Annotated in this window: 17 protein-coding genes; 1 reads left to right on the forward strand and 16 read right to left on the reverse strand. The window is 59.4% G+C overall.

Features of this window, described 5'->3' with window-relative positions:
• Window positions 1-330: 330 nt before the first annotated feature.
• From NKI72_RS31820 to NKI72_RS31835, 4 genes are all read right to left on the reverse strand, one after another.
• Complete coding sequence (locus NKI72_RS31820; RefSeq protein ID WP_352766549.1) at window positions 331-1,368, reverse strand: phosphatidylglycerol lysyltransferase domain-containing protein; 1,038 nt, start codon at window positions 1,366-1,368, stop codon at window positions 331-333.
• Between the two features lie 275 nt (window positions 1,369-1,643).
• On the reverse strand, window positions 1,644-2,366 hold the full coding sequence (locus NKI72_RS31825; RefSeq protein ID WP_352448862.1) for a glycosyltransferase: 723 nt from the start codon (window positions 2,364-2,366) through the stop codon (window positions 1,644-1,646).
• A gap of 108 nt (window positions 2,367-2,474) precedes the next feature.
• On the reverse strand, window positions 2,475-3,248 hold the full coding sequence (locus tag NKI72_RS31830; protein ID WP_352502417.1) for a glycosyltransferase family 2 protein: 774 nt from the start codon (window positions 3,246-3,248) through the stop codon (window positions 2,475-2,477).
• A gap of 113 nt (window positions 3,249-3,361) precedes the next feature.
• Window positions 3,362-4,525 (reverse strand): glycosyltransferase family 4 protein, encoded by a 1,164-nt coding sequence (locus NKI72_RS31835; RefSeq protein WP_352766553.1) that lies wholly within the window; start codon window positions 4,523-4,525, stop codon window positions 3,362-3,364.
• Window positions 4,526-4,746: 221 nt separating this feature from the next.
• Here NKI72_RS31835 and NKI72_RS31840 point away from each other — a divergent pair, with 221 nt between their 5' ends.
• Window positions 4,747-5,727 carry a glycosyltransferase family 2 protein gene (locus tag NKI72_RS31840; protein WP_352835810.1) on the forward strand — a complete coding sequence of 327 codons (981 nt, stop codon included), beginning with the start codon at window positions 4,747-4,749 and terminating at the stop codon, window positions 5,725-5,727.
• A 30-nt stretch (window positions 5,728-5,757) separates the two neighbouring features.
• Here NKI72_RS31840 and NKI72_RS31845 read toward each other — a convergent pair whose 3' ends face one another.
• The 12 genes from NKI72_RS31845 to NKI72_RS31900 form a co-directional block, all read right to left on the reverse strand.
• Entirely contained in the window at window positions 5,758-6,453 is a 696-nt protein-coding gene (locus NKI72_RS31845; RefSeq protein ID WP_352471922.1) for a sulfotransferase family protein, read from the reverse strand.
• 14 nt (window positions 6,454-6,467) lie between these two features.
• Complete coding sequence (locus NKI72_RS31850; protein WP_352471923.1) at window positions 6,468-7,247, reverse strand: sulfotransferase domain-containing protein; 780 nt, start codon at window positions 7,245-7,247, stop codon at window positions 6,468-6,470.
• Window positions 7,248-7,548: 301 nt separating this feature from the next.
• Window positions 7,549-8,727 carry a glycosyltransferase family 9 protein gene (locus NKI72_RS31855; RefSeq protein ID WP_352766560.1) on the reverse strand — a complete coding sequence of 393 codons (1,179 nt, stop codon included), beginning with the start codon at window positions 8,725-8,727 and terminating at the stop codon, window positions 7,549-7,551.
• Window positions 8,717-9,904, reverse strand: coding sequence for a glycosyltransferase family 9 protein (locus tag NKI72_RS31860; RefSeq protein WP_352766563.1), 1,188 nt, complete (start codon window positions 9,902-9,904; stop codon window positions 8,717-8,719). Before NKI72_RS31860 ends, NKI72_RS31855 begins: the two co-directional genes overlap by 11 nt.
• A gap of 9 nt (window positions 9,905-9,913) precedes the next feature.
• Window positions 9,914-11,095, reverse strand: a complete 1,182-nt coding sequence (locus NKI72_RS31865; RefSeq protein WP_352766566.1) for a glycosyltransferase family 9 protein — start codon at window positions 11,093-11,095, stop codon at window positions 9,914-9,916.
• 6 nt (window positions 11,096-11,101) lie between these two features.
• On the reverse strand, window positions 11,102-12,889 hold the full coding sequence (locus tag NKI72_RS31870) for an ABC transporter ATP-binding protein (RefSeq protein ID WP_352685742.1): 1,788 nt from the start codon (window positions 12,887-12,889) through the stop codon (window positions 11,102-11,104).
• Between the two features lie 237 nt (window positions 12,890-13,126).
• A complete protein-coding gene (locus NKI72_RS31875) occupies window positions 13,127-13,669 on the reverse strand; it encodes a class I SAM-dependent methyltransferase (RefSeq protein ID WP_352502411.1) in 543 nt (180 codons plus the stop codon).
• Window positions 13,670-14,057: 388 nt separating this feature from the next.
• Entirely contained in the window at window positions 14,058-14,312 is a 255-nt protein-coding gene (locus NKI72_RS35560; protein WP_502896501.1) for a DUF6894 family protein, read from the reverse strand.
• Window positions 14,313-14,527: 215 nt separating this feature from the next.
• Window positions 14,528-14,752 carry a hypothetical protein gene (locus NKI72_RS31885; protein WP_352502409.1) on the reverse strand — a complete coding sequence of 75 codons (225 nt, stop codon included), beginning with the start codon at window positions 14,750-14,752 and terminating at the stop codon, window positions 14,528-14,530.
• 261 nt (window positions 14,753-15,013) lie between these two features.
• On the reverse strand, window positions 15,014-15,181 hold the full coding sequence (locus NKI72_RS31890; protein WP_352766570.1) for a hypothetical protein: 168 nt from the start codon (window positions 15,179-15,181) through the stop codon (window positions 15,014-15,016).
• Complete coding sequence (locus tag NKI72_RS31895; protein WP_352766572.1) at window positions 15,165-15,560, reverse strand: hypothetical protein; 396 nt, start codon at window positions 15,558-15,560, stop codon at window positions 15,165-15,167. The genes NKI72_RS31890 and NKI72_RS31895 overlap by 17 nt, the downstream gene beginning before the upstream one ends.
• A gap of 6 nt (window positions 15,561-15,566) precedes the next feature.
• On the reverse strand, window positions 15,567-15,786 hold a 220-nt coding region (locus NKI72_RS31900), incomplete at its 5' end, for a hypothetical protein (RefSeq protein WP_352851847.1).

The following is a 15,786-nucleotide window of genomic DNA, read 5'->3' on the forward strand; positions in this document are numbered from 1 at the left end:
CTCTGCTCAGTCTAACGTCTCGATTGGTCATGGCACTTCCCCTTCCACGGGAATCGGTGATCGCAACGTCACCACCGTGCCATGGCCGCTCGCCCCTCAGAGCAGGCCCCGTTCTCTCTCCAAAACTTTTTGCAGAACCTTCAGCACACTATCCGTTCTCAGGCTGCCAAACGTGCCCCGGCGGGACTGGGGGACGCCGCAGAATAGGCCGGCGGTTCGCAGCCGGTCCTTTGCTTCCCGCCGCGGCATTCCTTTCCCACCTAAACAACCAAGCCTGACCGGTGTGAGGTCAACCATACCAGGAGGCGACGAGCGCTCAGCCACCAGGCACTAGACGGCCCTGATCAGCCGGAGCAGAGAAAGCGCTTCGAAAAAGGTCCCCTTGCGAAAGGCAAGATAGGTCGGCTCTTCGACACCATGGAACCGGCGCTTGAAGGCCGCCTGCCCCTGCAGATTGAAGCGGGTGCGATTGACCCAGGGCGAGTCATAGGCACGCTGGAAGGCGTGCCGCCAGAAATCGCTTTCGGCAAACCCGCTAGGTCCGATTTCGACAAGCGGCGACAGGCCTAGGGTGACGACGGAAACACCTTCATCGCGAAAGCGGTCAACCGCGAATTTGGTCAGGCCGATCTCGGCATGCGCCGAGGCATCGATGTGCTTGCGCTTGAACGAGGTGGTGTAGCCGATGACCTTGCCGTCGCTGAACAGCGGATCGAAATCCAGCAAGGCCACGAGTTCCCCATCCGGACCGTGCAGGACGAAACGGCGCATATCGACGCCAAGGTGATCGGCAAAGGGCCTGTTGAGAAATCTCATCTCCCAGCGCTTGACAATGCGGTCGGCCCGCCAATTTTGGGAGAGCCTGGCAATCTCGTCGAGGAAGACAGTCCCGTTGTCCTCTGCGAAGGAAAAACCCTTCTTCAAGAGCCAGCGTTCGGAATAGCGCACTGTCTCATTGCGCTTTCCGGAAAAGTCGTGTCCGGGCAGGACAAGCCTGGTATCGACGCCGAGGCGGTTGACCTGATAGCCAAGCCCGGCAAGCACGCGCGCCGTCTGGTCGCCGATCTGCACGAACCACGGGCTGCCGGCAACCTCGATGAAACGTCGGATATAGTCGCGCCAATCGGCCGGGGCAGCCACTGGATCACCGAGCGCGAAATGATGTCGCGTTTTGCTGCCGTAAGCGATGTAGCCCTGGGCATCGCCGAAGTAGTGAAGCCCCTTCTGCACGGCGGTCGAATAGGCAAGGGAAAAATCACCATGGCGACGGACCAGCGCCAGGCGCTCGACATGGTTCAGCTGCAGCCGCGGTATTTTAGGCCCGCGGTTCTCCAGGAAACGATCGAGGCGTCTTCGCAGTGACGGCATGGTCGACTTTCGCGTGCCGGCTAGGCCGATGAAAGAGCTGACGGACCCAAAAAACCGATCATATTGCCGCGAGCTGATCCTTATCTCAGCGCGGCATGTTTACCCGGCCGGAGCCGCCAGATTCGTAGGCGCAATCTGCCCCGGTCCCGCCCCCAAGCGGCAACACGCATTGTTGTCGACGCCCCGCGCCTGACGGCTGGTTGCTGCGCCCATGGCGACACGAAAATCAATGCCACTTTCGGAAGCGCCCAGGTCACCTGCCAAACACGATGTTCTTATCGAACGGCGCTCTGAGAAGATTCCGCTTGATCGGAAGCCAGGAACTCGTCGCGTTCTGCTATCCACAAATCGGCGTAGTCGACATTCTGCCATTCGGCAAACCACGGGCCGCCGCTGGTATAGTGGACCGCCTTAGGTGTGCCGACCGCAGGCTTTTCATTCCAACCTTCGAGCCAATTCCACTCTACCGGCAATGAGCCCAAATCTTTGTCGGCAACCCACTGCATTCGGTGAAGATAGGCGCCACTTTCCTGATTCACGACCTCTGGCGTGAGCGATCTGACCGAAGGATGCGCGCAATTGAACAGCATCAGCGACGACCAGTTTTTCCGAGGATAGGACGTCTGGACCACACCATCCATCTTGGTTGTGGCCTTCGGCGTATAGTCATGCTGGACGCAATAGACCGCCTTGTCTGAGTCCGTATATTTCAGCAGGCCTGCGACGTCACCAAGCCACAGGAAATCGCAATCGCAAAACAGGGCCCAACCCGTGTAGTCGGCGAGAAAGGGCGTGAGGAAGCGCGTGTAGGTGAACTCCGTTGAGGCGAGCGGGTCTTTTTCCCGCCAATATAGCCCGCGGGCACGCATCTCGTCCTGTTTGATTGGAATGACGGAGACAGGCGCCGACGCATGTTTGAGCAGCGAGTGTCGCGCGACGTCGTACGCGATCGGCTCACGACTGTCCCATCCGATAAATACCCTAAACGCATCAGTCATATTCACTACCCTGGCTTTCGATTTTTACGGTCGTACACTAACTAGTTGGCGATGGCTCGGCAACAATTGCGGTCAACCAAGCCGGTTTCTCACAGATTTGTCCTGGCCTCAGCCTTGCGTTTTTGGGTGGACCTGGCCTCGCATTCCCAATGCGACACGAGCCCATTTCTGATAGGTGTAGCTGGCCGAATACGCGGCCACCATCGCACCAATGGAACCGTCCAGAAATCCCAGCCGGAAAATATAGCTGCGCACATAGGCCCAGACCGAGCGCAAGACCGCCTTGCCTATCGAGCTTTTTTTGCCCTCGGCAAGCAGTTGCGCGGCGGACGCTTCTGCGTACCGGCCGATCTTGTCGTGGGCATCTGCCAAGTCGGTAATGGAATCGTGCTCGATCGGCTGGGACAATCGGCTGACCTTCCCGTTCACCAATACCTTCTCGTGCACGGTGTCGTCGCTGAACCGCCCGGAGCGGCGACGGAAGAGCCTGAGCACCAGATCGGGCGACCAGCCGCTATGGCGGACAATGTGCCCGCAAAAGCGCGATCTTCTCGGTATTTCGAAGCCGTCATTGGCTTTTGGGTCGGCGATTGCGGCCCTTATTTCCGCGCCGAGCGGCGCCTCCACCCACTCATCGGCATCCAGCGACAGGATCCAATCCCCCGTTGCCGCGGCCAGCGCACGGTTTTTTTGCGCGCCAAAACCGGGCCAATCGACGGTCATCAGAACCTTTGCCCCCAGAGCACCGGCAATCTCCCTGGTTCTGTCGCTGCTGTTGTTGTCGAGAACGACGATCTCATCGGCAAAATGGACCGACTGAAGGCATTGCGCGATGGACGCCTCCTCGTTGCGGGTGATGATAATGACCGAGAGCGCCGGCACGGTCAGAATGCTCCGGCATCAAGGCTGCCACCGTCATTCGAATGCATCTGCAGCATCGGTTCCCGGCCCGTTAGCAAACTGAGGGTACTAACCTAATTCAACAAAGTCGAAAATCATTTCAGATCAAGGCTTTCATAAAGCGCCATCATTCGCTTGATCATGACATTGAAATCATAGTGTTCGGCCGCCGCTCTCACCCGGGCTGCGGTGTCAGGTCGTGACGACAACTGCAGCGCGTGCGCGAGCGCTGCAGCGAGGTCGCTTTCGCTGGCCGCATCGCAAACGAGCGTCGGCTCGAACCGCTCGACAAGCTCGCGCGCTCCACAGCCGGTGCTTACCACGGCGGGCAAGCCGCTGGCCATCGCTTCAATGACCACTGTGCCGAAAGGATCATAGATGGAAGGCAGCACGGCAACATCGGCCGCGCCGTACCACGGCAGCATGTCTTTCTGCGGCCCCAGCATCTTGAGCCGTGTGCCGAGACCGAGCCTGTCACCGGCCTGCCTGAAGGCGTTGGCGCGCGAATCATGGCCGATGACCCACAATTCAGGCCCGCCATCGAGCCTGGCGGCCGCCTTCATCAGTGCAAGCAGTCCTTTTCGCGCAAAGCCCGAGCCGACAAACAGGACGACCGGCCTGTTTTCGTCGGCGTCGAGCCGCGCGCGGATTGTCGCCCGATGCTGCTGGCGCAGCTGCGGGTTGAAGCGGTCGAGATCCACCCCGTTGGGAATATGGTGCACATTTTCCGCCGGATAATCGTAGTGACGGACAATGTCCTCGGCGACCATCTTCGAAATCGCTATGACAGCTTTGAGCCGTGGGCTGGCATAGGTTGCGCGCTCGAGGCGCAGCGTCTGGCGGTGAAAGGGGCTCAGCGCCATTGCCGCCCTGCCAAGCCGCGTTTCGAAACGCCGCCGCTCGGCAAGATAGGCGGCATGAACGCCCTCCCCGGCCCGGAAGACATCGCAGCACGGGAGACGATCGTTGCTCTGCACCAGCGCCGGCGGCATCTCGGCGATCTTGCGGCAGGCAGCTTGAGCAAAGGACGTCGCCCGCAGCGAACGCGGAAACCGGCGGCCGGCGCAATGGATGAACTCGATGCCTTCATAACGCGGCCAGTCGCCGGACAGCACGGCCACCCGCCGCTGACGCGCGGCGAATGCGGCCATGATGTTTTCCAGCATGATCTCGCCTCCGCCAAAAGGCGCATAACGCTGGCGCACGAACAGGATCGGCCTGTCGAATTGAATTTCGGTGCCACGAATGCCGGCGTACATAGGGTCTGGGCTCCGGCCTTGTTGCCATCTGACGATGTCTATAGAGGCCAGCTCGCATCGGCAACACTTGGAAAGCTCCCCCGCCGGAACTCAGAACAGGCCTGTGTCCATTGTCCGCAACTGCTTGCGATTTGCCTAACGGTGCTGCATGTAGAAATTAACTGCAAACAGCGGATCAGCGCCAGCTCCAGCCGGTGACCGCCATGAGGGGAATCGATGGCTTGAGCAAAGCAACCTGGCCCGCCATTGTCCGCCGGACGATTACCGACACCGCCATATATCGGCTGAGACACACCTTCGGAAGACGGGCAGAAGTGTCATCGCTGCGGCCGATAACGCCCCTTAAAGCGAATGACCTGCCTTTGATCCTCGTCATCCGCAACGAGGCGGACAGGCTACCCCCGTTCCTGAAGCACTATCGCGAACTCGGCGTCACCAGATTCGCCGTCCTCGATGATCGCTCGACCGACGGCACAGCTGAGCTTCTGGCCGAGCAGCCAGATGTCGATCTATTCAGCTCGCCGATCACCTATTCGCAGTCGGACCTGGGAAACCTTTGGCGTCAGCGGATTGTGCAGATCTATGGTCAGCCTCGCTGGTATCTAACCGTGGATGCGGACGAATATCTTGTCTATGACGGTATGGATCAGCATCCGCTCGGTGCGATGGCCGACTGGCTCAAGCGGCGCGGAATGACACGCCTGCTGGCGCCGATGATCGACATGTATCCGAGCGGAAACATCTGGGACGTACCCTTCGATCCCATCGTGCCGCCATGGCAAGTTGCGGACCATTTCGACGGCAGCGGCTATGAGGTGACGAGGAGCCCCCGGCATCTCAAGATCACAGGCGGCCCGAGAACCCGGCTTTTCGCCAGGCAGCACAAGTTGACCAAGTTTCCTCTGATATATGTTGATCGCCAGACGATTTTTACGTCGATTCACTCACCGCTGCCCTACTGGCGAAACTATATAAAGGGATTGGCTGGCCTGCTTCATTTCAAGTTCTTCGCCGATTTCAACGACAAGGCGCAGGTCGCGGTGGCGGAAGGTCAGTATTGGAACGGCGCTTCCAAATATCGCCAGTATCATGAGGTATCGAGCGGTAAAGCCGCTCTCAGCGCGATGAGCGAACAGTCAATGCTGTACGAAGGCGCTCACAGCCTGTTCAAAACGGGTTTGATCGACAAAATTGATTGGTAGACGGCAGTTCAAGCAGATGCCGAGCCGAGATCATGCATAACCGAATGCTTTCATAAGCTGGGCACCTCGTCCCTGTACCAGGTCCTGTAGCTCGGCGTTTCCAAGTTCGGAGCGCCATCTTCCGCTCCCGTCATAGATCGGCTGATTGACCTGTTGGTTCCGGAGCACCGCATGTGGCGTCTCGCCGCTGGCGTCGGTCGGCTTGAACCACTGCTGCGGGTTCTTGTGATAGTCGAGGAGATCCGGCCTGAAGGTTACATCGAGAAAGCCGCATATCTGCTCGACGACTTTGGCCGGATTCTCGACCAGGTCCTCATAGCGATAGATCAGCACATCCGGCTTTCCCCGTTCCGCAAGAACCAGCGCATTGTCGTTGATCCAGCGGTCGAGAGCCTCCGTTGGGTCGCCAAGTCGTTTGATCAGGGACGCTACGACGTCGCGTCCATCTCGCACCGGCATGACGAAACGCGCGCCGGGCACGAGCCGGCGAATGCGGGCGACACGGCGGATATGCCGCGGTGTCTTTTCAAGCAGCACGTTCTTTCCAGCATCGAGCGCCGCCCGCTTCAGTTTCCAGAAGCGGAACATGGCCAGTGGCGTCCACTTGAAGAAAATGTTGGTTTCCTGGAGCGGCAGGTAGACGTCGGGATGCGACGCAAGGATCGTCGCAATCAACGTCGTCCCGCTATGGCCGCAGCCGCAAATGAATCCGGTCCGCATCACCATGTCGGCAATGCTCCCTAACCCAAGGCGACCCGGGCGCGGTTATCGACGCGAGCGTAGCACAAGCCGTTCGTGCTAAAAACCTTGTCCAGCTTCTCCCAATATTCGAACTTAGCCAACTGCTCGTCACAATAGGCCACATCGTCCTCGGAAAGATATTCGCCGTAACCGCCTATCTTGCCCTTGCGCACCTTGAAGCTTTCGGGATCATTCGCATCGCGCGGCTGTAATATCTTGCCGTATCGATCGGACAGATCACCAGTCGATTCACTCACTTTCATCTTGTCGAACGTTCGGTTGTTCGCCACCTCGACAAGCGTCCGATCGTCAGCCTGCTGGTTCAGGAATCCAAGGATCGCGCGAAGGACACCAGCGGTATCCCGATGCATATCTTCATATTGAAGATACCGGATTTCGCGCATCCGGGGCATGGCCGCGAACCAATGCAGATTGAATCTGATGATCTTTTCAATCCCATGATTGTCGCTTCTGATAAAATCACTGAACGATCCCGCTGGAAGCATGTGGCGCTTCTGAACCTGAAAGTACCCTGAGACCACCGTATCTCTTGGATCGCGAACAAGCATTATTGTTCTTCTCTTTTTATACCGAGATTTATTCTCCTTGAGGCTCGATTTCGGTCGAAGTAACTTGTGGTCGGTTCCGTCGTGAATGTATTGAACTTCAACTCCGAGATCGTCCAGCATGACACGTAGCCACGTGCGCCCCGATTTTGGAAAGGATACGATAAGAGGAAGAGGCGGCGCTTTGGCCTGGAAAAATTTTAGAAAGGACATGGGAGAGACCTCCTTTAGATTATCAGAGCTGGCGCCCGAACCGCTGCCGGCCAGACCAACCCCATTACTGGGCGCCTAAGCCTACGGCTAATTCGAACACAAGGCAGAAATGCCAGCAAGAATTGCGATCCTCTGCGGGGCGAATTGGCCTTTACTATATCCCGGTTCGGAATGCCTTATGTTTTTTGGCCTGTTGCGACGACTGTTCGACACGGGCGCTCCATTCCGCGATCCGTCGGCCGAACCCTTAATGCGGATCGCGTCGAAGCGTCTTCAGTGACACCCTTTCGGACGACAGGCATTAGCCACTCACTTTTGTGAGCCATGGCGCCAGGATGGCCTCAGCCTCGCCCATCACCACGGACCAGGGGCGTTCCCGTTTCGAGACCAGCACGGCCGATGGATAGTAGGGCGTGCGGTCGCCCTCGACCGGCCAGGAGCGCTTGAAGCCGTCGCCCAGAATGAAAATCGAGGGGATGCCGAGCGCGCCCGCCAGATGCGCTCCGGTATTGCTGATGGTCACCACGGCGTCCATCGCGGCAACCTGCGCGGCGAAAAGGTCCATGTCGACGAGCTGATCGACCGATCTGTCATGAAGAATGCGCTTCGGCTCACCGTCGGTCAGGAACTTCAGATCGGTCTCGATCTGGCCGTACTGCAGCGAGACGAACCGGAGGTCCGGTCGGCCTATCAGGTTTCGCCAGGCGGCAAGCGGCGGCAGGTCTTTGCCAGGATTGGAGCTGCCCCATGCGATACCGACCAACGGCCGTCCTTCATGCCGGTAGCGGGCGCGAAGTTCAGCGACCCGGGCCGGATCCGGCTTAAGGGGCACGAAATGCTCGCGGATCGTCGCCTCGTCGGTCTCGAAAACGGCAGTCAGATGCTGGACGCCGGCGAAGGCCTGCGCCTCGCCATAGGCAGCCTTGCCGTCAGCGCCGACCGGCCGCACATCGGCGGTCGGAAAAGTGCGCTGAAAGAGCGGTACCAGGCGGCGCTCGACCAGGACGATCGAACGGGCGGCGCGCCCCAACGCACAGCCGACGGAACTCGCATGATGGATCGCGGTGGCCAGACCCTGCTTTTCGGTTTCCATCAGATCGACAAGCAGTGTCTGGCCCGAAATATCCTGGCCCAGCCACTCGCCATCGACGCGGCCGTTGACGATGTGGCGTCGGGCGATCCTGAGTTCGGCGGCTGCGCCATAGGCGCCCATCCGCATCAGCGCCTTGCTGAGCTCGTCGATCAGGTGGACCTCGCCCCTCGACTTCGCAATGGATCCAAGAGCCAGGGCTTTCGGCAGTGCCGCCGGCCAATCGCGGGACTCGACGCTTCGCCGATAATCCGCCATCTGATCGGCAATGTCGCCGTCGCGCCAGCGAAGGAAGAGCTGCCGCCGGTGACGTCGGAACCAGACCTTGTATCTGTAGCCTGCAAGCGCGACAGCGCGGCGCAACCGGCCGAGAAGTTGGCTACGCTCCATCGCCAGCTCCGCCGATGATTTGCATGACCCGTCCGCCTGCTTCCTGGACTGCCGACGCCCAGGCTCGGCCGCCTTTTCGGACCAGTCGAACGCTCGGATATGCGGCGACGGTCTCACCGAAAGCAGGCCAGGACAGCCGAAATCCATCGTCGAGCATGACAATCGTCGGCACGCCGAGCGCCCCGGCGAGGTTGGCGCCGGTATTGCTGATCGTGACCACCGCGTCGAGCGCCGCAATTTGGGCGGCAAAGCGGTCCATGTCCGTCAACTGGTCGACTGAAGCGTCATGGATGATGCGCCCCGGAGTGTGGCGCTCGAACTCGGAGAGGGCCGGCCCGACATCGCCATATTGCAAGCTGACCAGGCGCCCCGGCAGGCTGCTGAACAGCGTCCGCCAATCGTCCAGAGCCGGCAGATCCTTGCTCTTGTTCAGGCTTCCCCAGGCAAATCCGATCAGGGGACCTGGGCCGCCATCGAGATAGGTGCCGCGCAGCTCGGCAACCAGTCGGCGGTCCGGCTCCAGCGGAACGAAGGGCGCGCGTGCCGCCGGGTCGTCCGGCCAGAAATGCTTTGCGAGTGTCTCGAAACCGGCAACGACATCGGCGTCCACTGCCGCCATGTCCTCTTCCCCTTCAATCCTGACATCAAGCGCAGGATATGTTCTGCGATAAAGCGGTGCCAGTCGCGGCTCGACGAAGACGATGCATCGACCGGCAGCCGCAGCTGCTGGACCAAGCAAAGACGCGAACTGGAAAAAGATCGCCAGGTCGCCTTCGCGACGATCGACGAGAAGCGTGCGACCCGCAAGATCACTGCCATCCCAATCGGGCCTGCCGCGCAGCTGCTTGCTCGCCGCCATCAACTGCCAGATGCGATTTCCTCCGTCGAGACGCCTCAGTCCACGCCCCGCTTTCTTGATCAGGCCGAGATCGCCAAGCTGCTCACCAAGCACGCCAAGCGCCAGTGCATGGTCGCGAGCAGTTTGCCAATCACCACGCTGCACGCTTTCCTCCATCAGCCTCATATGCCGTTCGGCGCTTTCGTCGGCGTGGCGCGAGGGACGTCTAAGAAGTTCCTTTGCCCGCTCGAGGACTTTCTGCAGCCGCTTGCCGACGGCGCCCTGCGGGCGCAGATCGGCGGTTTTTGCCTTCTGAAGGATGGTTCGTCTGTTCTGCACGGCGATGTTCTATCGTCCCCGGGGAGCGTCGGAAAGCGTCGTCAGGATCGACGAGAGCCGCCGGCCGGCCTCGTCGAGCACCAGCGACCAAGGGCGCCCCTCCTTGCGAATGACAATGCCATTCGGATACCAGGGTGTCCGGTCGCCGGTCACCGGCCATGCCGTCTGAAAATTATCGTCGATGAGGAAAACAGTCGGCACGCCAAGGGCTCCGGCAAGATGGGCCGCCGTATTGCTGATCGTCACGACAGCATCGAGTGCAGCGACCTGTGCGGCGAAACGGTCCATGTCGACCATCTGGTCGACGCTGTCGTCAAAGATCAGACGCGCGTCGTTGCCGTTGCGAAGGCGCCGCAACGCCGGCTTGATCTGCCCGTACTGGAGCGAAACGAATGTCGCTGGCGTCTGGGCGATGAACCGTGCCCATTCAGGAAAATCAGGCACGTCCTTGGTATGGGACTTGCTGCCCCAGGAGAGACCGACCAGCGGCAGATCCGTCATCGCCCGATAGCGCTTGCGGAATGCCTCGACGAGTTCAGGATCTGCCCGCAGCGGTACGAAGTCGGCAGCAAGCTTTTCGGCGTCGCGTCCGAACACCCAGGCGAGATCTTCGAAAGTCGCGTGTTTGTCGCCGACCACATCCCGCTGCGCCGGGACCACGGTCGCCTTCGGGAACGTTCGCTGCAGAATTGATACCAGGCGCGGCTCGACCCGAATTGTTGCGCTTTGGGCATAGGCAGCGGCAGCGCCGGCCAGTCGCGCGTGGCGGATAACCCGGCCAAGGCTGCGCGGATCATCCTCCACAAGATCGATCAGCAGTGTATCCGATCCGAGATTCTCGCCGGTCCACTCGTTGGCGCTTTTCCCTTTCCGCAGCCGGCGAGCGGAAAGCCGAAGCTCAGCTGCCCGCGCAAAGTTGCCAAGGCGTTCGAACGCCTGGCCCGCCTTCTGCATCAGCTCCGGGTCGCGATTATGATCGGCCGTGACAGCCATCTCATTGGTACCGACTTCAAGGCCTTTCCAGTCCCTGCGCACGATCAGGGCCTCAACCTTGGCCTGCAGCTCAAGAATGGAACGAGGCTGCCTGGGACTGAAAAACAACCTGCGCACCGCCTTTTTGTACCGGCGCACCTGAAGGCCCAGTCCACCAATTACATACCGGACATAGGAACCGTGATAAAAGCTGGTCATCGGCCTTCAGCGCAATACGCTTTGCCGCAGCTTTTTGCCGCTTTCGACCATCGGATCGGGCGTCTCCAGGTGGAATATCGAACGATATATCTCGCTGTGCTTGGCAAGCTGGTCATGCGTTCCAGCATCGACAAGCTGTCCGGCGTCAAACACGAGAATACGATCGGCCGCCTTGATTGTAGACAGCCTGTGCGCAATGCAGATCACCGTGCGCTGAAATGTGTTGTCGAAGGCTGCCTCCATAACCGCCCGTTCGTTTTCACCGTCAAGCGCGGATGTCGCTTCGTCATAGACGATTACCGCAGCATTCTTGAGCAGGGCGCGCGCGATGGCAACGCGTTGTTTCTGGCCGCCAGACAGGTTGGTGCCGCTTGGCCCGACAAGCGTGTCGAGCCCGTTTTCGAGCGCCGAAGCAAAGCTGGTGACCCGGGCGAGGTTCGCAGCGGACTCGATTTCCTGATCCGTGGCATTCGGGCGGCCGTCGCGAATGTTGTCGCGAATCGAGCCTTCGAACAGGAAGACGTCCTGGGATACCAGTGCGATGTTATCGCGAACGTCGGCCAGGCTGATCTTCGAAATATCCTTTCCGTCGATCAGGATCCTGCCCTTGTCCGGCTCCATCAGACGCAGGATCAGATTGACGATGGTGGTCTTGCCGGCGCCGGAGCGGCCGACGATCGCCAGCTTCTCACGAGGTCGCACGTCGAAGGAAACACCCTCGAGCGCGGGGCTGTTGCCGTCATAGGAAAAGGCCACATCTTCAAAGCGGATACCACCATCGACGTCGGTCAGACGCTCGCCCGCAATCGCGAGTCGCCGCTGCTCGGGCGTGTCGATCAAGTCATACATCTGCTCGACGGCGACCATTTGCTTCTGAATGTCGACATTGACCCGGGCCAACCGCTTGGCAGGCTCATAGGCAAGCAGGAACGCGGTAATGAAGGCCATGAATTCGCCGGGCGTCTTGCCGTTGCCGAGGGTCTGCCAGCTGGCGTACATAACGAAAAGCCCGATGATCACGCCGCCGCCGGTCTCCATCAATGGGCTCATCAATGCTGACGTCCGGTTGATCTGGATGCCACGTCTTTCCATCTTGCGGACGGCCTTTGCAAAGCTGGCGACGGCCTTGTCCTCGAGCTGGAAGGACTTGATGGTGCGGATGCCTTCGACGGCTTCCGTGCCGATCGACTGGACCTGCGCGGCCAATTCCGTCTCGCCCCTCGCCAGCGCCTTGAGCTTCCTGGTTATCGCGCCGACTGACAGGAACAGCATCGGCAGAACCGCCACGGATATCAGCGACATCACCGGGTCCTGCTTGACCATGACGCTGGCCAAGGCAATCAGGGTCAGCAGATCAGAGACGGCGCTGCTCGTGAGGGTGAGAATAACGGTCGCCCCGGCGCGCGCGTTGAACATGATTTTGGAGATGAATTTTGCCGGATGCTGGTTCGCGAAACGGCTGATGTCGAAACGCACCATTCGAGAAAATTGCCGGTTTTGCAGGTCCGAAACGATAGCCCGGCGAATCTTTCCCGTTGTGACGGTCTGGCAGTAGGCAGCTATGCCCTTGACCAGGAAAATGCCGATGATGACGACGCTGATACCCGATACAGCGGCAGCATCTCGCTCGACATAGATGGTGTTGATCATGACTTTCATGATCCAGGCCGTCGCGCCGACCGCGGCAGCAGCAGCGATCGAGCACAGCAAACCTGTCACATACAGCATCTTGTGCGGCGGCAGATTTTCGCCAATCAGACGCTTGATCAGCGGATATGCCGGGACCGTTGACACTCGTTTCTTTGCAATCATCTTGTCGCCGCCCGTTGCGATCCCGTCCGGTCTTCGTGTTGTCTTGAAGCACGAGACGGTTTCGATCACCTGTCTGTGGCTTCGTTCCCGACCGCAGTCAATGCCGAACCGGATCCTTGCACGTCATCGGCTTATGACTGTCGGTTCCTCGCGTCCGAGCATAGCGGATCCCAGCCACGCGGCTCTTGCGCCATTCGCCGTCGGCCGCGCTATGCCTGGTCAGTGTTTCGCGAGGACCATGAGATGGCTTCCAAGAGGCGATGTGTGATTGCTTTTGATTGAAAAGCCCACATCCGAAAGCACCGCGATCATCTCCTTATCCTTGCCAGGAGGGACGCGGGCAACGATCGTTTGAGCACGCCCGGCGATATCGCACAGCACGCGTCGCGCCTTATCCGCGCCGAGGCTCCACTGCATGTGATGGTAGACCGCCAGCAGCATGACGATGTCGTACTGCGGTTTGAGAACATTTTGCAGCTTCCGGCTGCCAAGATCGAGACAATCGAACTGGCTTTGGACCGGACAACCCAGGAAGATCATCCTGGCCGTCTCGATATGCGGCTTGAGAATGTCGATCCCATGGATCGAACTCGGTCCTAGCTTGGATATCTCATAGGCGACAATACCCATGTTGCAGCCAACATCGAGAATGGATTTCCCGGCGTAGTCGACCTCTGCTGAGAATAGGCCGTCCAGTCGGTCGTCCCACGTTCCCTTGAATCTCTTTTGCTTATTTGACCACCACAAATCATTGTTCTCCAAAAACGGCGCCGGACTGGTTTCCTTGACGGAGGGGGACTGTGCGCCCGGCCTAACTCGGTCTAGTAGCTGGCGCGCAAACGACACTGTCCTGAGCGTCCTGTAAACGCAACCGCGGGAGAAAGGAACTCCTGATCACAGCATCCTGCGAAGACGTTTCGGTAAGTTGACGAACACCCGGCCCGACAAATCGACATACTGGTTGGAAATGGCAACGTCGCTTGGCGCCCCCGTAGGCAAGGCAAGCCGTATTTGTTCTTGCTTTGTGCCGGCAGCTATGCTACTAATTTGCCTATGGTGCTCATTTGCACCAACGACCGTCTTGCCGCGACATGCGGTTTTTCAGCCAGGCTCGATCAAAGCTCGCCCGCATCGCGGGGCTTTTGGCCAATCACGGTCGAGCGCCGGCCTTTTCGGCAGCTTCCGAGAATGGAAATCGGAAAAGCAGCTTCCGGTTCTCGTCGCAGATTTCGAAGGAAAGACCTGTCAGGACCGGGCTGCCGCTGAGCAGGCCCTCGGCCAGGATTTCCTTGGCCGAGGCCATTGCGTTATCCTGAGCCGCGGACAAACCGTCCAACTCCTGACCCTCGAAATCTTCCGTCAAGCGGCCCTCATTGTTTCGGAAATGGAAAAAATATCTCGGCATGGCTGCTCCGGTCGGTCGGTTTCTCTAATGCATGTCGCGCAAAACTGTGCAGCGGTTTTGCGGCAACGACATGCACAAAAACAGGCACTTACAGCACATCGCATGAGGCCGATCGACGCGATGCGCATTAGTCGCGAGCGCCTCAGGAACAGCGTCGGATTTGTGCACGACAGCAACGTGCGATTTTGGCGTTGGGATTCATGGCATTTAGGCCTTCATGCGTCAGGTCGATCGAACAGCACCCCCAGCCCGTGTTCGAACGCACATGCCGCAATCATGTCGTCCAGGACTTTTCCGGAGGCCGGGCAATTCGGCATGACAGCCCTGATCGCGATCTCAGCCGCTGCGGTGGAAACCGCATCGTGGCGCCTCTTCCTGGTCTCCATGTATTGCTCGAGCAGAATTTTCAGGCGCCGCGCGGCAATCTCGTCAACGACCATCGTTCTCCCTCGATTCGGCACAATCCGTCTTCCGGGTCTGTCCTCCGGATGAAGGTCCGCTGCCATTGGGTAGCAGCGGACCACTCGGCTGGGTGAGCCAATGACCCGAGGCGGGGGTGTCTCGGACCGACACCACAATAGCTTCGGCAGGCCACTCGTTCCACAGACCGCTGTCGTTGGTAATTTTCGTACACTGAGCATTGCCGCAGACAGTCTGCGACGGTGGGATTTTTGCGTTATGCCCGTAGCCTGATAACCGGATCAGCCTCGGCTTCGATCGACATAGTTGTAGATGCCCGCGCCGATCGCGACCGCTCCTACAGTGATCAGAATCGATGGCACACCCATTAACGTGGCGATGATCCCCCAGACAATGGCGACGGCAATTGCGCCGGCCGTTCCCAGCACCAGTCTAAGCCGTTTCGACATTTTCCGTTTCCCCCAAAGTGCATCTTCCTTTTTTCTGGTCGAAATACCGCAATGCGGCAGCATTGTCTGCGCTTTGTTCAACTTTTTTCGCCGCCCCTGAGCCCGACCGCTGAGGCGTAAGCGATCCGTATGCGGCCTTGTTGCAAATACCCACTCGACAATCAGGAAGCTTGGGCGCGAGCCCGAGAAGCGAGGCGTCAGAAAGCGAGGTATCTATGCAAAATTCTCGGAATTTACTCCGGTTCTCGATCATGGCCATGGCGGCCACGACAACCGCACTAGTCATCACGGGCCTTACCCCCGTGACAACCGAAGCGACTTTGATTTGCCATGGGTCGGTCTGCCAGAAGGCGAGCAATGAAGGCAGTGCCTTCGGCACCAAATATCAGCGCAAGTGCACCTGCGAAAATGTAAACGAGGGCGCCAACAACCATCGCTCCCCACACAACCTCAACAACAGGCCCATCGGCGGCTCAAGCAGCAGCAGTGGTTCGAGCGGCACCAGCAGTTCGAGCGGCAGCAGCGGTTCGAGCGGCGGCTGCGGATCGAGCCGCAGCGGCGGGTCCACCGGCCCCAGCGGGTCGAGCGGGAGCAGCGCGTCGATG

Origin of the sequence: Mesorhizobium sp. M0437, assembly GCF_040321335.1 — a bacterium.
Classification (GTDB): domain Bacteria; phylum Pseudomonadota; class Alphaproteobacteria; order Rhizobiales; family Rhizobiaceae; genus Mesorhizobium.